General features: G+C 68.2%; 19 protein-coding genes. 10 read left to right on the top strand and 9 right to left on the bottom strand.

What is annotated here, in order from left to right; translation table 11 throughout:
* The first annotated feature begins 46 nt into the window (after nt 1-46).
* Together RIN18_RS02125 and RIN18_RS02120 are read left to right on the top strand one after the other, a co-directional pair.
* Nucleotides 47-994, top strand: a complete 948-nt coding sequence (locus RIN18_RS02125; protein WP_309102286.1) for a glycosyltransferase family 2 protein — start codon at nt 47-49, stop codon at nt 992-994.
* Nucleotides 995-1,019: 25 nt separating this feature from the next.
* Entirely contained in the window at nt 1,020-1,793 is a 774-nt protein-coding gene (locus RIN18_RS02120; RefSeq protein ID WP_309102285.1) for an SDR family oxidoreductase, read from the top strand.
* Nucleotides 1,794-1,835: 42 nt separating this feature from the next.
* On the opposite strand, the gene RIN18_RS02115 is transcribed toward RIN18_RS02120, so the two are convergent.
* On the bottom strand, nt 1,836-3,878 hold the full coding sequence (locus RIN18_RS02115) for an ABC transporter ATP-binding protein (protein WP_309102284.1): 2,043 nt from the start codon (nt 3,876-3,878) through the stop codon (nt 1,836-1,838).
* A gap of 160 nt (nt 3,879-4,038) precedes the next feature.
* Between RIN18_RS02115 and RIN18_RS02110 the strand changes: the two genes are divergently transcribed.
* Nucleotides 4,039-5,517: a DHA2 family efflux MFS transporter permease subunit gene (locus RIN18_RS02110; RefSeq protein WP_309102283.1), complete on the top strand. Its 1,479-nt coding sequence runs from the start codon at nt 4,039-4,041 to the stop codon at nt 5,515-5,517.
* Between the two features lie 19 nt (nt 5,518-5,536).
* On the opposite strand, the gene RIN18_RS02105 is transcribed toward RIN18_RS02110, so the two are convergent.
* Nucleotides 5,537-5,689, bottom strand: a complete 153-nt coding sequence (locus RIN18_RS02105) for a hypothetical protein (RefSeq protein WP_309102282.1) — start codon at nt 5,687-5,689, stop codon at nt 5,537-5,539.
* Between the two features lie 104 nt (nt 5,690-5,793).
* The gene (locus RIN18_RS02100; protein ID WP_309102281.1) at nt 5,794-5,997 is read right to left on the bottom strand and encodes a hypothetical protein; all 204 of its coding nucleotides are present in this window, start codon (nt 5,995-5,997) and stop codon (nt 5,794-5,796) included.
* 69 nt (nt 5,998-6,066) lie between these two features.
* On the opposite strand from RIN18_RS02100, the gene RIN18_RS02095 reads away from it, so the two are divergent.
* A complete protein-coding gene (locus RIN18_RS02095; protein WP_309102280.1) occupies nt 6,067-6,615 on the top strand; it encodes a DUF6328 family protein in 549 nt (182 codons plus the stop codon).
* A gap of 46 nt (nt 6,616-6,661) precedes the next feature.
* Here the strand turns inward: RIN18_RS02095 and RIN18_RS02090 are convergent, their stop codons facing one another.
* Nucleotides 6,662-7,210: a DNA starvation/stationary phase protection protein gene (locus RIN18_RS02090; protein ID WP_309102279.1), complete on the bottom strand. Its 549-nt coding sequence runs from the start codon at nt 7,208-7,210 to the stop codon at nt 6,662-6,664.
* A gap of 107 nt (nt 7,211-7,317) precedes the next feature.
* Here RIN18_RS02090 and RIN18_RS02085 point away from each other — a divergent pair, with 107 nt between their 5' ends.
* From RIN18_RS02085 to RIN18_RS02075, 3 genes are all read left to right on the top strand, one after another.
* A complete protein-coding gene (locus RIN18_RS02085) occupies nt 7,318-7,803 on the top strand; it encodes a GNAT family N-acetyltransferase (protein WP_309102278.1) in 486 nt (161 codons plus the stop codon).
* Between the two features lie 107 nt (nt 7,804-7,910).
* Entirely contained in the window at nt 7,911-8,210 is a 300-nt protein-coding gene (locus RIN18_RS02080; protein ID WP_309102277.1) for a Fe-S cluster assembly protein HesB, read from the top strand.
* A 178-nt stretch (nt 8,211-8,388) separates the two neighbouring features.
* A complete protein-coding gene (locus RIN18_RS02075) occupies nt 8,389-9,783 on the top strand; it encodes a serine/threonine-protein kinase (protein ID WP_309102276.1) in 1,395 nt (464 codons plus the stop codon).
* 34 nt (nt 9,784-9,817) lie between these two features.
* Here the strand turns inward: RIN18_RS02075 and RIN18_RS02070 are convergent, their stop codons facing one another.
* Nucleotides 9,818-10,681 (bottom strand): AraC family transcriptional regulator, encoded by an 864-nt coding sequence (locus RIN18_RS02070; RefSeq protein ID WP_309102275.1) that lies wholly within the window; start codon nt 10,679-10,681, stop codon nt 9,818-9,820.
* 135 nt (nt 10,682-10,816) lie between these two features.
* Here RIN18_RS02070 and RIN18_RS02065 point away from each other — a divergent pair, with 135 nt between their 5' ends.
* A complete protein-coding gene (locus RIN18_RS02065) occupies nt 10,817-11,161 on the top strand; it encodes a LysR family transcriptional regulator (RefSeq protein WP_309102274.1) in 345 nt (114 codons plus the stop codon).
* A 17-nt stretch (nt 11,162-11,178) separates the two neighbouring features.
* On the opposite strand, the gene RIN18_RS02060 is transcribed toward RIN18_RS02065, so the two are convergent.
* Both RIN18_RS02060 and RIN18_RS02055 read right to left on the bottom strand, forming a co-directional pair.
* Entirely contained in the window at nt 11,179-11,748 is a 570-nt protein-coding gene (locus RIN18_RS02060; protein ID WP_309102273.1) for an alpha/beta fold hydrolase, read from the bottom strand.
* Between the two features lie 190 nt (nt 11,749-11,938).
* The gene (locus tag RIN18_RS02055; RefSeq protein WP_309102272.1) at nt 11,939-12,397 is read right to left on the bottom strand and encodes a hypothetical protein; all 459 of its coding nucleotides are present in this window, start codon (nt 12,395-12,397) and stop codon (nt 11,939-11,941) included.
* A 240-nt stretch (nt 12,398-12,637) separates the two neighbouring features.
* Between RIN18_RS02055 and RIN18_RS02050 the strand changes: the two genes are divergently transcribed.
* Nucleotides 12,638-13,150 carry a carboxymuconolactone decarboxylase family protein gene (locus tag RIN18_RS02050; RefSeq protein ID WP_309102271.1) on the top strand — a complete coding sequence of 171 codons (513 nt, stop codon included), beginning with the start codon at nt 12,638-12,640 and terminating at the stop codon, nt 13,148-13,150.
* Between the two features lie 28 nt (nt 13,151-13,178).
* Here RIN18_RS02050 and ychF read toward each other — a convergent pair whose 3' ends face one another.
* Nucleotides 13,179-14,252 (bottom strand): redox-regulated ATPase YchF, encoded by a 1,074-nt coding sequence (ychF, locus tag RIN18_RS02045; RefSeq protein ID WP_309102270.1) that lies wholly within the window; start codon nt 14,250-14,252, stop codon nt 13,179-13,181.
* Nucleotides 14,253-14,443: 191 nt separating this feature from the next.
* On the bottom strand, nt 14,444-15,184 hold the full coding sequence (locus RIN18_RS02040) for a class I SAM-dependent methyltransferase (RefSeq protein WP_309102269.1): 741 nt from the start codon (nt 15,182-15,184) through the stop codon (nt 14,444-14,446).
* A gap of 60 nt (nt 15,185-15,244) precedes the next feature.
* Here RIN18_RS02040 and RIN18_RS02035 point away from each other — a divergent pair, with 60 nt between their 5' ends.
* Complete coding sequence (locus RIN18_RS02035; protein ID WP_309102268.1) at nt 15,245-15,886, top strand: 3'-5' exonuclease; 642 nt, start codon at nt 15,245-15,247, stop codon at nt 15,884-15,886.
* The last annotated feature ends 30 nt before the right edge of the window (nt 15,887-15,916 follow it).

The following is a 15,916-nucleotide window of genomic DNA, read 5'->3' as shown; positions in this document are numbered from 1 at the left end:
CCCTGCCGTTCGCGCGACGACCGTCGCCCGGTCATAGACTCGGCGGGTGACTGCATCCGATCCGATCGTGACGATGATCGTCCCCGGACGCGACATCGCCGCGTTCGCGCCGGCGGCTCTCGACTCGTTGCGCGCCCAGACCGAACAGCGTTGGCTGGCGATCCTCATCGATGACGGCTCGCTGGATGCCACCGGCGAGATCTTCGCGGATGCCGCGGCATCCGACCCGCGCTTCCGCATGATCCGCCACGAAGCGTCCCGCGGTCTGGGAGCTGCGCGCAACATCGGGATCGATCTCGTCGACACCCCCCTGCTCGGGTTCCTCGACGGCGACGACGAGCTGACGCCGACCGCACTCGCGCGGCTCACCGACACTCTCGCCCGAACGGGCAGCGACTTCGCGGCGGGCGCCTACGTGCGCTCGCGGCTCCAGGGAGACGCATACGTCCCCGGTCGCGTTCAGCCTTGGATCGAAGCGGCGACGAGTCCGGAGCGGCTGGCGACGACCCTCTCCGCGCATCCGCGCGCCTCGGCGAACATCGTCGCCTGGTCGAAGGTCAGCCGCACCGAGTTCTGGAGCGACCTGCGTTTCCCCGAAGACGTCTCGTATGAAGACCAGATCGTCGCCCAGCGGATGTACACCCGCGCCCGCGCGTTCGACGTCATACCGGACACGGTCGTCTGCTGGCGGATCCGTGCCGACGGCACCTCGATCACTCAGAGCAGAGCAGAGCGTCCGGTGCTTCGCGACTATCTCGCGGCTCTCCGCGGCGGCATCCGGGTGCTGCATGAGGCAGGAGCGCGCGACGCCGTCACCGCGCGCATCGAGCTCATCCTCGCCATGGATGTGCCGCCCCTGGTGGCGATCGCGGCGAACCACCCCGACCCGCAGTACGCGGCCGAGGTCGACGCGTTCGTCGACGAGGTGCGCGCGCTCCCCGAGTTCGCCGCCGCCACCCCTGACCCCGACCTCGCCGCCGCCCTCGCGTGGTGACGGCATCCCACCACGCAGGAGCATCGTGAACGCATACCTCGCCGACCTGTTCGGCCTCCACGGCCGCACCGCCGTCGTCACCGGCGGAAGCTCCGGCATCGGCCGCGGCATCGCGACGGCACTCGCGTCGGCGGGAGCCGCGACGGTGATCGTGGCGCGCGGCGCCGATCGGATCGAGGAGACCGTGAGCACCCTCAAAGCCGGCGGGTGCCGGGTGGCAGGCGTCGTCGGCGACCTCAGCACCCGAGACGGGATCCGTGCCGCTGCCGAGGACGCCGCCGGGCCGTTCGGCGAGCCCGACATCCTGGTGAACTCTGCGGGGATCAACATCCGTCCCCCTTTCGCCGAGATCACGGAGGCCGACTGGGATGCGACGATGACGGTGAACGCGCTGGCACCGTTCCTGCTCGGGCAGCGCTTCGCGCCCGGCATGGCCGAGCGCGGATACGGCCGCCTCATCCACATCAGCTCCCAGCAGGCCCACCGCGCGTTCGTCGGCAGCGGAGTCTACGGCGCATCCAAAGGCGCGGTCGAGTCGCTCATGCGTTCCGAGGCGGAGGCCTGGGGCGGCACCGGGGTCACCAGCAACAGCCTCGTGCCCGGATTCGTCCTCACTCCGCTGAACGCCCGACTGCAGCAGGACACCGCGAAGGTCGAAGCCCTCGCCGCCCGCACGATGATCGGTCGCAACGGGCTCCCGGAGGACTTCGCCGCCGCGGCGGTGTTCCTCGCCGGTGCGGGCTCCGGCTACGTCACGGGTCACTCACTGTTCATCGACGGCGGGCTCTCGGTGCACTGACGCACGTCGCCGTCCGCGGCAGGGCCCGGCACGATGGCGGCCTCACTCCGCGGCCGGGTACACCCGCTCATCGGGCTTGGGAACATCGAGCAGCGGAACGGGAGCGGTGAGCGCGGCGACGGCATCCGCTCCCGCGGAATCCTCCGGCGCCCGATCGGCGCGCCTGCCCGTGAACGCCGCCATGGCGCCGCCGGTCACCTCGGTCTCGATGGCCTGTTCGGTGTGGAGCACACGAGAAGCCGCGACCTGCTGCGCCGCGAGCTCAGCGTACAGTCCGCCGAGGGCCAGCAGTTCACCATGCGTACCGGACTCGACGATCTGCCCCGCCTCCAGCACATGGATCACGTCGGCACCCATCACGGTCGACAGCCTGTGCGCGATCGACAGCGTCGTCCGGCCCCGAGCGGCCTCGTCGAGAGCCTCCTGCACGACGCGCTCCGATACCGTGTCGAGTGCCGAGGTCGCCTCGTCCAGAAGCAGCACGGGCGGGTCTTTCAGCAGCACCCTCGCGATCGCGATGCGCTGCTTCTCGCCCCCGGACAGACGGTATCCGCGCTCGCCGACGACGGTGTCGTAGCCGTGCTCGAAGCCCGCGATGATGTGGTGGATGTTCGCGGCCGTGCACGCCGCCACGAGCTCGTCCTCGGTGGCGTCCGGCTTGGCGTAGAGAAGGTTCTCGCGGATCGTGGCGTGGAAGAGATACGTCTCCTGCGACACGATCCCGACATCGTCGATGATCGACTCCTGGGTCAATGTGCGCACGTCCGCTCCCGCGAACAGCACGGCGCCGCCATGGGCCTCGTACAGCCGAGGCGCCAGGTACAGCACGGTCGTCTTTCCGGCGCCCGAGGGGCCGACGAACGCGACGTGCTGACCGGGTTCCGCGACGAACGAGACGCCCTGCAGCGTGGGACGTGCTTCGGCGGCGGCATCCGGATAGCGGAACAGGACATCGGCGAACTCGACCCGGCCGCGGGGCCCGGGAGCATCGGAGACGGCGATCGCATCGGGGGCGTCCTGAATCTCCGGCACCAGGTCCAGGTACTCGAAGATGCGCGCGAACAGTGCCGACGAGGTCTGCAGATCCAGCGACACGCGCATCAGGCCCATCAGCGGCTGCAAGAGCCGCGCCTGGACCGTGGTGAAGGCGACGACGGTGCCCGCGGTGATGGCCCCGGTCCCCCCGGCGATCAGGTAACCGGAGACGAGATAGATGACCGCCGGGACGGATGCCATCAGCACCTGGACCACGGCGAAGAACCCCTGCCCGCTCATCGCACGGCGCACCTGCAGCGTGACCTGGTTGCGGTTCTCTGCCTGGTACCTGGCAGACTCCGTGCGCTGCCGGTTGAACGCCTTCGAGAGCAGCATCCCGGACACGCTCAGCGTCTCCTGCGTGATGGAGGTGAGCTCCGACAGCGACTCCTGCGTCTCGCCCGCGATGCGCGCCCTCACCTGACCGACGCGGCGCTGGACCACGATGAGGAAGGGCATCATCACCACGGCGATGAGCGTGAGGCGCCAGTCGATGAGGATCATCGCCACCAGCGAGGCGATCACCGTGACGATGTTGCCGAGGATGCTGGTGACGGTGTTGGTCAGGACGCCGGAGACGCCGCCGACGTCGTTCTGCAGTCGGGACTGGATGACTCCCGTCTTCGTCCGGGTGAAGAAGCCGAGCTCCATCGCCTGCAGATGCTCGAACAGCCGCACCCGCAGGTCGCCGGTGACGCTGTTGCCCACGGTCGAGGTGAGCCACGTCTGGCCGACGCCCAGCACGGCGGAGAGCAGGAACAGGCCGATCATCGTCAGGACGAGCCGGAAGAGCAGGGCGATGTCGGGCTCTCCGCCGGCGACGGGGAAGAGAGCATCGTCGAAGATCCGCTGCACGATGAGCGGCGGAATGACGGCGATCCCGGCTCCGATGACGACGAGCAGTCCCGTGATGACGATGCGCCAGCGATAGGGCCGGAAGAGCGCGACGACTCGAGACCCGAGCCCCCTGATCCGCGGAGCCTGCGCGTTGAGACGCCGCTGCGCGGTCTCGTCCACGCCGTGAAATCCTCCGCGGCCACCCATACTCATCACGTCAGCGTATCCACGACCGGCGACGCCGGGATCGGTCGCGACTGCTGTGGGCGGATTTCGCGCGAATTCGGAATGGAATGTCGGAACCTGTGGTTACGCTGGATGGTTCCGGTGCATTCGCGCCCATTTTTCATTCTTTCTCAGCCCAGGAGGCCGCATGTCTGCCGTCGACACCGGTTCGATCACGACGACCCCCGCTCCCACCCGCGAATTGATCCCCCGCCGCGATATGAGGGTGATCTGGGTTCTGCTCACCGCCGCGTTCGTCGCCATCCTCAACGAGACCACGATGGGCATGGCGATCCCGCACCTCATCCAGGATCTCAGCATCTCGCCGCTGGCCGCGCAGTGGGTCACGAGTGCGTTCATGCTGACCATGGCGGTCGTGATCCCCACGACCGGATTCCTGCTGCGTCGGTTCACGACGAGGCAGGTCTTCCTCGCCGCCCTGACCCTGTTCTCTGCGGGCACCCTGCTCGCCGCCGTCGCCTTCGGGTTCGAGATGCTGCTGGCGGCGCGTGTCGTCCAGGCCAGCGGCACCGCTCTGATGATGCCGCTGCTGATGACGACGATGATGAACCTCGTGCCGCCGTCGGCACGAGGCCGGATGATGGGGCGCGTCAGCATCGTCATCTCGCTCGCCCCGGCGCTGGGGCCCACGATGTCGGGCTTCCTGCTCGACCACTTCGGCTGGCGCGCGATCTTCGTCGTCGTCCTCCCCATCGCGCTGGTTGCGATGTTCGTCGGGTGGCGCTGGCTGACCGACGTCGGTGAGACCACGCAGGCGCCGCTCGACGTCCTGTCGATCGTGCTCTCCGCCTTCGGATTCGGTGGTCTCGTCTATGGACTCAGCCAGATCGGCGCACTCGCCGGCGGCGAGACGTCGGCCGCTCCCCTGGTCATCGCGCTGACGGTCGGCGTCGTCGGGCTCGGCCTCTTCCTGTGGCGCCAGGTCATCCTGCAACGCGCCGACGACGCGCTGCTGGATCTGCGTGTGTTCCGATCGCTGCCGTTCTCGCTGGCGATGGCCCAGATGTTCCTGCTCTCGCTGGCGTTCTTCGGCACCATCACCGTGGTGCCGCTGTTCCTGCAGGACGCTCTGGGTCTGCCGGCCGTCGACGCGGGTCTCGCGGTCCTTCCCGGGGCGCTCGCGATGGGTCTGCTGGGCCCCACGATCGGGCGGATCTACGATGCGCGGGGAACCCGGATCCTGCTGATTCCCGGCTCGATCCTGGCCGCCGGAACCCTGTGGTTCTACACGACGTTGACCACGGAGACACCCCTCTGGGTCGTGATCGCGGCGCAGACCGTGCTTTCGGTCGGCCTGGCGTTGTCGTTCACGCCGCTGTTCACGGCATCCCTCGCATCGCTGACGCCGAAGTTCTACTCGTACGGCAGCGCCGTGATCGGCACCGTGCAGCAGGTCGCAGGAGCCGCCGGCATCGCGGTCATGGTCGCCATGTTCACGCTGGTCGTGAACATGAACGGCGGCACGGAGGTGCCGGGGGCCGTCGCATCGGGATCACAGGTCGCGTTCCTCATCGGCGCGGTGATCTCGTCCGTCACGGTCGTCGGGGCGTTCTTCATCCGCAAGCCCGTCGACCACGACGAAGCACCCCAGCACGCAGCGCACTGAGCTCTGACGGCGTCTGCCGCTACGCGTCCTTCTGAGCCGGAACGCTCGAGGACGAGATGTGGCAGACGCCGTCTGCGCAGTAACCGGCGTCCGTCCCGCTCTGCGGAAGGTCGAGCACACCCGGAAGCGGCTGCAGTCCGGGCTGCAGCGCTCCCCTCGGCGAATTCGTCATGCATCGATGCTACGCCTGTGGGGCGGAGGAAGGGCCGCGCTCTTGCGCTCTCGCCAGGGGCACTGCCCTGCTCCGAAGCACGGGACGACTGCCGGCCGCGCAGCTCAGTCGCCCGGTTCCAGGTGCGTGCGGGCGTACTCGACATCCTCGGCGCTGAGCTCTTCCTGCATTCCGACGACTGCGCCGGTGATCGTCCTGATCTCCTCTCGCACCGCTTCGCCGAGGTGCGGCGAGCCGGTCTCGACCAGCTCGTCGCGCGCTTCGTCGGACAGGTGCGGCCACCATTCCCGGATCGGGGGAAGCGTCATCGGAATTCCTCTCTGCGGGGCGCGGCAAGCCCCTGGACAGCGCCGGAGATCCGGAAGGAGACTGAGACCATGACCTCTGATCGAACAGCTCCGCCGGACCCGTGGCGGGACGATCGCCCGGACGGGCGCGACGAGACGCCCAATGAGCGCGCCGACCGCAATTGGGAGGAGCTGCTGCAAGAGCTCCGCGTGATGCAGACCGGCACCCAGATCCTCACCGGTTTCCTGCTCGCCGTCGCGTTCCAGCCGAGGTTCACGGACATGGACGAACTGCAGCGCGATCTGTACATCGTGCTGGTCGGTCTCGCCGCGGTGGCGACCATCCTGGCGCTCGCTCCGGTAGGACTGCACCGTGCCCTGTTCGGCCGGCGGCGCAAGCCCGAGCTCGTCCGAGTCGCCGCACGGATCGTCGAGATCGACCTCGTCGTGATCGGCGCGCTGACGGTGGGCGTCACCACGCTCATCGTCGATTTCACCGTAAGCCGCACGGCCGGCGTGGTCGCGCTGGTCGCCGCCGGGGTCTTCGTCGGCGCCCTGTGGATCGTCCTGCCGCGCTTGCTGCGACGGGCATTTCGCGCGCGCCGCGCAGCAGAGCCCGGCAGTCCCCTGACGTCATGACGTCGCAGGTGACCGCCGGGCAGCCACCCCGGCGACGCAGGTGAGGTCAACTCTTCGACGGCGTCCGGTTCTCGGCGCTCACCATCCAGGCGAACTGTTCGAGACGCTCGATGATCGCGTGGAGGATGTCCGCCGAGGTCGGATCGGCCTCGTCGACCTCGTCATGAACCCGTCGCATGGTGTTCACGACGGCATCCAGGCGCTCGGTGATGAGATCCACCGTGTCGGACGTCGACACTTCGCCGGCCGGGAACTCCGGGAGCGAGGTCGTCGAGGCGATCGTGTCGCTTCGACCATCCGGGACGGCATGAAGAGCGCGCATCCGCTCGGCGACCGTGTCACTGAACGCGCGCGCATCGTCGATGATCTCGTCGAGTTGGCGGTGCGTGTCACGGAAGTTGCGACCCACGACATTCCAATGCGCCTGCTTTCCCTGAAGCGCGAGCTCGAGCAGATCCACGAGGACGATCTGCAGATTCGCGGCGAGCTCCGCCGAGGCGGTGAAGCCCTTCTCGGCGTTCTGCCTGCGGGTGGTCTTCGCACCCTTCGATCCGCTCTTGGTCTTCGTGCTCGTGCTCTTCGTGGTCTCAGCCATGTTGTTTACCTCCTGTCGCGAAGCTAGCGGCGGCGGCGGCGCCGAGCCGAGGGGCTTGACATGACGGCGGTCAGACCCGGAAGGTGACCTGCGGAAGGGAGTCTGAGATGGACCACGACTCGACGCATGACACGATCGATATCGCTCCGATCGATGTGGCGGATGCCGGAGAGGTTCTCACCCTGCAGCGGGCGGCATTCGTCTCCGAGGCGATCATCTACGGCAGCGCCGACATGCCACCGCTCACCCAGACACTCGAGGAGGTCGAGGCCGAACTCCGCGCCGGCGCCGGGCTGACCGCACGCATCGGCGGACGCCTCGTCGGCGCGATCCGCTTCCAGCAGGACGGCGATGTGCTCCTCATCGGCCGGATCGCGATCGCGCCCGACATGCAGGGCGCCGGCATCGGTCGCGCACTGCTGGAAGCCGCCGAACAGTCGTCGTCCGCCGCGGTGTCCGAACTGTTCACCGGGAGTCTCAGCGAGGCCAACATCCGCCTCTACGAACGCTGCGGGTACGAGGAGAGTGAACGAGTACCGGACGGTGCTGGCTTCGAGCAGGTGTTCATGCGGAAACGTCTGCGTCACATGTGAGCTCCCTCCGAATCACCCGAGTCCGGTTGCCATCCGCCGACGAGGTGGGGAATCGTGGCCCGGACATGTCGCGACCGCGGCATGTCCGCTACCGGAAGGAGAGTCTCGTGCTCACCCTCACCGACAACGCAACCGCGATCGTGACCACCCTCGTCAGCCGTCAGAGTGACGCCGACGACGCAGGGCTTCGTATCCACTCGACCGCTTCCCAGGGACCAGACGGCGGCGCTCGCCTCGCGGTGCTGGTCACTCCCCACCCCGAGCCCGAGGACCAGGTCATCGAGGTCTCCGGCACTCGGCTGTTCCTTGAGGAGACTGCCGCTGCAGCATTGGATGACAAGGTGCTCGACGCCGGCGTCGATGACGAAGGGGCCGTGTCGTTCGCCGTTCTCCCGCAAGCGGTCTGAACCGAGTCTCCCGGATGCCGCGGTCTCTCGAGACCGCGGCATCCGTCATGTCCGGCGCCGACCATCGGGCTGCTTGCAGGTATCGGCGTCGGCGTCAACCCTCACGCGGGAATCGCCGAGCGACTGTATGGTCCGAGCGTGGGCAGTTGTTCTGCCTGCGACCCGAGAGGACGTTTCGATGCGTGCGGTTGAGGAAACCCCCACCGCCGCGCTGCTCGGTGGCCGGTATCAGTTGGGTGAATGCATCGGCCAGGGCGGGGCGGCTCGCGTCTACCGTGCCGACGACGTGCTGCTCGGGCGCACCGTCGCCGTGAAGCTGATCCAGGCGGGAACCGAGGCGCTGACCGCACCCACGCGCGTCCGCAATGAGGTCGCCGTGCTGGCTTCGCTCACTCATCCCTCCCTCGTCGAGCTCTACGACGCCAGCATCGAACCGGGCAGCCCCTGTTATCTGGTCATGGAGTGCATCGACGGGCCGACGCTCGCCGAGCGGCTGCGCGAGGGCGCCCCCACTCCGGCAGAGGTGAAAGCCCTCGCGAGAGACCTCGCTTCGGCACTGCATGCAGTTCATGCCGCAGGAGTGGTGCACCGCGACGTGAAGCCGGCGAATGTGCTGCTCGCCCCGGCCGCCGTACCGGGAAGCGAGTTCCGGGCGAAGTTGGCGGATTTCGGTGTCGCCTTCCTCCTCGACACCACTCGTGTCACCAACCCGGGGACGATCGTCGGCACGGCTGCGTACCTTCCGCCGGAGCAGATCCGCGGTGAAGCGGCGACTCCTCCCGGCGACATCTACGGCCTCGGACTGGTGCTGCTCGAGGCTCTCACAGGCGAGCGGGCGTTCCCGCAGGCGACGGGCGTCGGCGCGGTCATGGCGCGTCTGTTCGACTCGCCCCACATCCCCGAGTGGGTCGATCCCGGGTGGTCCGACCTCCTGGCCCGCATGACCGCAGCAGAGCCGAAGGACCGCCCGACGGCGCTCGATGTCGCGACGTCCGTCGCCGCCCTCGCTCCGCCCGAGCGACCGGCCTCTGTCACGCCTGCTCCCTACCGTGAGACCGCGACTCAGGCCGAGATCGTACCGGCTCCCGCGCACCGGCCACCTCCGCCCCTTCCGCTCGCCGCGACCAAGACGCTGCCGATCGAAACGCCTCCCACGTCGGCGGCGGCGACCGAGCCCGTGCCGGAGCGTCGAGCGGGTTCGGGCCCTGCCGCGAGGGCGGTGATCGCTGCCGCAGCTGCTCTGCTCTGCATCGTGCTCGCATTCTGGACGTCCGGTGCGGATGCGGCGGGAGCGACGCCGTCGAAAAGCCTCGGCACTCCGTTCGAGCGGGTCGCGCCGACTGTGACGGATCCCGTCGTCGACACGCCCGCCGAACCGATCGCACCGGCCCCGGGGGACGACGACGCCGCAGATGACGGTGATGCCTCCGACGAGAAGGAACAGGAGAAGGCGTCCGAGCAGGCGCGGAAGGACGCGGAGGCCGCTCAGAAGGCCGAGGAGAAGGCCCGCGAGGAGGCGGAGAAAGCCGCCGAAAAGGCCAACGAGAACGATAAGGGCGGCAAAGACGACTGAACGAGGCCGCCGCCCGCTCACTCGCCCCGCCGGTTCAGGAGCGTTCCACCGGCAGCCAGAGCTCGCAGTTCGCCTGCGTCTCGGTGAGTTCGAGGTACCGGACGATCGAGGGTCCAGGACGCAGTCGCCACGGGTTGGAGGGGAACCACTCGGTCGCCGTCGCCGCCCACAGTCGCTGCAGCGTCTCGGGGAACGGGCCGCTCGATGAGAACACGGCCCAGGTGCCGGCAGCCAGACGCATCACATCGAGGTCGTCAGGTGGCTCAGTGGTCGCGTCGAGGGCGACGCCGTGGAGGTAGGTGAGCATCGACCCTTCGGCGGCGTCCGGCTCGACGTCCGCTGTGACCGCGAGGATGCCGGCAGGCTCCGTGTCGGCGAGTCTCTTGAGTCGCTGGTGCTCCTCCGGCGCGATGGATCCGATGTGTTCCTGGATGTGCGGGTTGACGCCCTCATGGATCAGCGGCACCTGGACCGCGAATCCCGCGAGCGTGAACTCGGGTCGTTCGGTGATGGTGACATCCATCGATGTGCTCCCTTCTACACTCAGGCGGAACCTGAGCGTGGGTTGTGTGCTGAGCGGACCACCGCGCCGGCGCACGTCGGCCGGGGTCGCACCGTGCACGGTGCGGAAAGCCCGCCCGAATGCTTCGACCGATCCGTAGCCGTAACGCACGGCGACCGCCAGCAGATCCGGGTCGCCGGCGGCGAGATCCGCCCCCGCGAGGGTCATGCGCCGACGGCGCACGTACTCCGAGAACGGCATCTGCGCGAGCGCCGAGAACATCCTCCGCAGGTGGTATTCGGTCGTCGCGTGTTCGCGCGCGAACGACGCCACGTCGAGCTCGTCACCCATGTCGCGTTCGACGAGATCGACCAGCGCGTTGAGCGTGCCGATCATGTGTTCCTCCTTGCACCGTCAAGCATCCGCCGCGGAACCGCGGCGCACCCGACAATTCTGGTCACATCCGATCGGAAGAAGTGGCCGGGTACGCTGAGGACGACCGCGATCCATGCGGGAAAGGAACGACGAACCGTGGACACCACCCAGCTTCGACGCTTCGTCGCCGTCGCGGAGCAGTTGCATTTTCCCCGCGCGGCCGCCTCGCTCGGCGTGCCTCTCGCCGCCCTCTATTCATCGATCGAGAAGCTCGAGCTCGAAGTCGGGCATCCGCTCGTCACGCGTGGCGGTGAGACCCGCCTGACCAAGGCCGGCATCCTCCTGCTCGCCGAAGCGCGAGAGAGGATCGCCTCGGCTCCGCCGCCGCCGGCGAAACCTTCGGGTCCGTCCGGAGGCAAGGCGAAGGCATCAAAGGGAAAGGGCCGGGCTCCGGTCGTGAAGGGGCAGCCGAAACCCTACAAGAAGCGCCAGGGGCGCTGAGGGCACATCGGGGGGCGTCAGTCCCAGTCGAGGTACTCCTCGATCGCGACCGCGGTCTCGATCGGGTGCGTCATGGGGAAGAGATGATCGCCGGCGATGCTCGTGATGCTCGCGCGCTCCGGAATCGTGGCCTGCAGCCGTTCGCCGTTCGCGGGCGGCGTGACGACGTCATCCGTTCCCTGGATGATGAGAACCGGGATCGCCGGCGCGACGGCCACATCGGCCTCCTCGACGCCCAGCAGCAGCAGGCCGTTGGCGCGGTCCGCATGCGCCGCGGCGAGCGCACGTGCGATCGTCCCGCCGAAACCGTGTCCTCCGATCCAGGTGTCCTGAAGTCCGACGTGGTCGATCACCGCGACCGCATCCTCGACCAGCTCTTCGAGCGATACCCCCTCGGAACCGCCCGCCCGATGGCCGATCCTCAGCACATGGAAGCCCGCTTCCTCCGCGAGGTAGTGCGCGACCACACCGAGAACATCCCCCGCCAGGTCGCGTTCCTGGATGAGCACGAGCTTGACCGGTCCGTCGCCTTCGTCGACGAAAGAGATGGCGCGGCCTTCCGGCTCGAAGATCTGGGTGTCGGTCATCAGCGGCGGTCTCCTCTGGTCGGCCTCACCGATTGTCGGACGGAACCCGACCACGTTCCGGTGGTTGGAGAACATTTTACTGGCGGCCCGAACGCGCACGATACCGCTCACCGCCGGCTGAGCGCGCTCCGCGTCCCGGTACGGGACACGGAGCGATCAGTTCGTCGTCCCGGTACGGGACACGGAGCGATCAGATCGTGCGATCGGCGGACCGTGCGGCAGATCCCCTCCTCCGCAGCGGCAGGAGCGCCGCCGTCAGCAGTGCCGGACCTCCGATGAGCGTCCAGGGTCCGGGTCCGGCAGGCGACAGGATGATCTCCGGATGCAGGCGGAAGACGTTTGCGGCCATCGCGCAGCAGAGTACGCCGGCGACGACGGTGACCACGCGCCCGAAGCGTCCGACTCCACGGCGCGAGTAGCGCCAGGCCACGACGGCGATCGCCACGATGGCGAGGCTGAGCCCGACGCCGAAGGCCAGGAACAACGGCCAGGAAGCGTCGTCGTCCGTTGCGAAGCCGCCCGCGTTGGTGGCCGTGTGTGCCACGGCCAAGCCAATCAGGGCGAGGGCCCCGATCCCGCCCGCCAGTCGGCGGGAGCGAACGAAGCGGGCCGCGGGCGGGTTCATGCGAGTGCGTGTATGTGTGACCATGCATCCAGGCTCACCTGGTCAGCGCACGTCGACCTCCCCCGCAGGTATCGCAGACCTCGCCCTCGCGGGTGAGATGTGACGCTTGCGCATGGCGCACATCCCGTTCGCGGCGCGAACGACACCGGCGTCGCTGGCGCGTTCGTGCTCTTCGTGTGTCACATTTCTCCTCGTCGGGTCGTCACCCTATTGACCGACCAGAACGCGGTGGAACAGCCGCCCCCCGACTCTCAGGAGATCACCATGACCGATGCAACCCAATCCGCACCTGCCTCTTCCGTTGACGGTGATGACATCGTGACTCTCAAAGCACGGATGCCGCATCCGGCATTCCTCCTGCAGGGCGGCCTGGATGCACTCAACGGACTGAGCGGTATTGCCCGTTCGGCCGGCGTCTCTGAGGCGCTGCTGCACATGCTGTGCCTGCGGGCGAGCCAGATCAACGGCTGCAGCTGGTGCGTGGTGGATCACGCCCGGGAGATGACCGAAGACGGAGCGAGCCCCGAGCGCATCCAGGCAGTCGCCGCGTGGCGCGATGCCCCGTACTTCACCGAGAAGGAACGGGTCGCCCTGGAGTTCACAGAGGAGATCACCCGGCTCGCGGATCGCCCGGATCCGATCTCGGACGAGCTGTGGTCACGGATGATCGCGGTGTTCGACCGACGCCAGATCGCCGCGCTGCTGTTCGAGATCGGCGTGATCAACGTCTGGAACCGGATCAACGCCGCCGTGAGGCAGCCCGCCGGGCAGCGCTGAACGCGCACTCGCGGGGTCGTACGGCGGGTCAGTTGTTGAAGCGGAACTCGACGACGTCGCCGTCCTGCATGACGTAGTCCTTGCCTTCGAGCCGGGCCTTGCCCTTGGCGCGGGCCTCGACCACGGAGCCGGTCTCGACGAGATCATCGAACGAGATGACCTCGGCCTTGATGAAGCCCTTCTCGAAATCGGTGTGGATGACGCCGGCGGCCTGCGGAGCCTTCCAGCCCTTGCCGATCGTCCACGCCCGAGCCTCTTTGGGCCCGGCCGTGAGGTACGTCTGCAGACCCAGAGTGTCGAATCCGATTCGGGCGAGCTGGTCGAGACCGGACTCGTCCTGCCCCGTCGAGGCGAGCAGCTCTGCTGCATCCTCGGGGTCGAGGTCGATGAGTTCCGACTCGATCTTCGCGTCGAGGAAGATGGCTTTCGCCGGTGCCACCAGTTCTGCGAGTTCAGCCTTGCGGGCAGCATCGGTCAGCACCGCCTCGTCGACGTTGAAGACGAAGATGACCGGCTTCGCCGTGAGCAGACCCAGCTCCCGGATCGGCGCGAGGTCGATGCCAGACACCGACAGCAGCACCCCGCGCTCGAGCGCGTCCTTCGCGGCGTTCGCCGTCTCCAGCACCACGGGCTCGATCTTCCGGCCGCGCGCTTCCTTCTCGTACCGCGAGATCGCCTTCTCGATGGTCTGCAGGTCGGCGAGCATCAGCTCGGCGTTGATGGTCTCGAGGTCGCCCTTCGGGTTGATCGCGCCTTCGACGTGCACGACATCATCGTCGGCGAAGCCGCGCACGACCTGGGCGATGGCATCCGCCTCTCGGATGTTCGCGAGGAACTGGTTGCCGAGCCCTTCACCCTCGCTGGCGCCGCGGACGATACCGGCGATGTCGACGAACGACACGGCCGCGGGGAGGATCCGCTCGCTGTGGAAGATCTCCGCGAGCGTGTCGAGGCGCGGATCGGGCAGGTTCACCACACCGACGTTCGGCTCGATCGTCGCGAACGGGTAGTTCGCCGCGAGCACGTCGTTCTTCGTCAGTGCGTTGAAAAGGGTGGACTTGCCGACGTTGGGCAGGCCGACGATGCCGATAGTGAGAGCCACGGGGTACGAGTCTACCCGTGCGCCACCCACCGGACACCGGGGTGGCCGACCTGCGCAGGTTCCGCGACGCCGGTGGGGTGGCGGTCCCTGTTCAGGAGAAGTGCGCGAAATCAGGAGGGAACTCGGCGTATCGTCCTGTTCGCGGGATTTCTCCTGAGCCGGAGACTGCGCTCACCTCAACACTTGCGGTGTCACGTGCGCACCGCGCGATACGCACGCGTCACGTAGGGCAACTCGATGGTGCCGCCATCAGCGAGCCCGAGCTCGTCGAACAGCGCGTCCATGCCGCGGCGCACCCGGAGCTTCTCCTCATCGGATGCGGTGATGATGTAGCTGCGCGACGCCGCCATGCTGTGCAGCAGCGAACGGGTCATGGGGCGGGTCCACTCCCAGGAGTGCGACTCGAGAGCGTCGAACGGCGCCTCGACGGTCGGCCCAACGCCTGCGAGCATCTCCTCGGCCGCACTGCCGTGCATGACATCGGTCAGGCGTCGGACCCAGTCCACCTGCTCGTCGCGGATGTTCCAGATGAGGCCGAGTACTCCCCCGGGTCGCACGACCCTTCCGATCTCGGCCGATGCCACCACGGGCTCCACCCAGTGCCAGGTCTGCCCGAGTACGACGGCGTCGACGCTGGCGTCGGGCAGGGGAAGGCGCTCAGCGGTCCCGACGAACGTGGGCACGCCCGGCGACTCTTCGCGCAGAGCGGCGAGCATGGCGGGGTCGGGGTCGACTGCGACGATCTCCGCGTCGGGGGCCGCGAGCAGGGTCCGGGTGAGCTTGCCGGTTCCCGCTCCGACATCGGCGATCCGCCGGGCGCCGGCAGGCAGGCTCTCCAGCATCCATGCCACCGCCTCGAACGGATAGTCGGGGCGGCCTGCTTGATAGTTGCCCGCCTCTGCGCCGAACGATGTCGCGTGCTCGCCTGCCATGTCGTCAGCCTACGGCGAGTCTGCGCCTCCGCGCCGAGGTCGACGACGAGAGTGGATGACGTGCCACTGGACTTCACCGCTATCGACTTCGAGACGGCGAACTCCAGCCCCGCCTCGGCCTGCTCCGTCGGTCTCGTCCGCGTGCGCGGAGGTGAGGTCGTGGCCACCGCCGGCTGGCTCATCCGGCCGCCCGCAGGGCATGACGACTTCCAGGAATGGAACGTGCGCATCCACGGGATCCGCTCGGAGGATGTGAGGACGGCTGCCAGCTGGTCGGAGCAGTTCGGCCGACTCTGCGCGTTCGCGGGCGCCGACGTTCTCGTCGCTCACAACGCGGGCTTCGACCTGAACGTGCTGCGCCGCGCCAGCGAGGTCACCGGCGACCTCTGCCCTCCGTATCGTTCGCTGTGCAGCCTGCAGGTCGCCCGGAAGACCTACGACCTCGACTCGTATCGCCTGCCCATGGCGGCCTCCGCCGCCGGGTTCGCGGAGTTCTCACACCATGACGCGCTGGCTGATGCACGTGCGTGCGCAGAGATCGTCATCGACGCCGCGCGACGGTGGGGGGCTGCGGACGTGGATGCGCTCGCACAGCTGCTCGGGCTGCGGGTGACGAACGCGCCGGTTCCCCGCGTTTCCACCCCCGCGGATACCGCCGTCGCCGTCGCCGCGGTCAGTCCCGTCTCCGTCGCCGTCGCCTGAGTCGGCGTGGGGCCGGGCCGGTGTCGGTGG

Source organism: Microbacterium sp., assembly GCF_031179285.1.
Taxonomy (GTDB): domain Bacteria; phylum Actinomycetota; class Actinomycetes; order Actinomycetales; family Microbacteriaceae; genus Microbacterium.
This window is presented reverse-complemented; position numbering and strand designations above follow the sequence as displayed.

Excerpts from the sequence above, each read along its gene's own strand:
- RIN18_RS02115 (WP_309102284.1), bottom strand. The coding sequence starts at position 3,878 with ATGAGTATGGGTGGCCGCGGAGGATTTCACGGCGTGGACGAGACCGCG.
- RIN18_RS02110 (WP_309102283.1), top strand. The coding sequence starts at position 4,039 with ATGTCTGCCGTCGACACCGGTTCGATCACGACGACCCCCGCTCCCACC.
- RIN18_RS02105 (WP_309102282.1), bottom strand. The coding sequence starts at position 5,689 with ATGACGAATTCGCCGAGGGGAGCGCTGCAGCCCGGACTGCAGCCGCTT.
- RIN18_RS02100 (WP_309102281.1), bottom strand. The coding sequence starts at position 5,997 with ATGACGCTTCCCCCGATCCGGGAATGGTGGCCGCACCTGTCCGACGAA.
- RIN18_RS02095 (WP_309102280.1), top strand. The coding sequence starts at position 6,067 with ATGACCTCTGATCGAACAGCTCCGCCGGACCCGTGGCGGGACGATCGC.
- RIN18_RS02090 (WP_309102279.1), bottom strand. The coding sequence starts at position 7,210 with ATGGCTGAGACCACGAAGAGCACGAGCACGAAGACCAAGAGCGGATCG.
- RIN18_RS02085 (WP_309102278.1), top strand. The coding sequence starts at position 7,318 with ATGGACCACGACTCGACGCATGACACGATCGATATCGCTCCGATCGAT.
- RIN18_RS02075 (WP_309102276.1), top strand. The coding sequence starts at position 8,389 with ATGCGTGCGGTTGAGGAAACCCCCACCGCCGCGCTGCTCGGTGGCCGG.
- RIN18_RS02070 (WP_309102275.1), bottom strand. The coding sequence starts at position 10,681 with ATGATCGGCACGCTCAACGCGCTGGTCGATCTCGTCGAACGCGACATG.
- RIN18_RS02060 (WP_309102273.1), bottom strand. The coding sequence starts at position 11,748 with ATGACCGACACCCAGATCTTCGAGCCGGAAGGCCGCGCCATCTCTTTC.
- RIN18_RS02055 (WP_309102272.1), bottom strand. The coding sequence starts at position 12,397 with ATGGTCACACATACACGCACTCGCATGAACCCGCCCGCGGCCCGCTTC.
- RIN18_RS02050 (WP_309102271.1), top strand. The coding sequence starts at position 12,638 with ATGACCGATGCAACCCAATCCGCACCTGCCTCTTCCGTTGACGGTGAT.
- RIN18_RS02040 (WP_309102269.1), bottom strand. The coding sequence starts at position 15,184 with ATGGCAGGCGAGCACGCGACATCGTTCGGCGCAGAGGCGGGCAACTAT.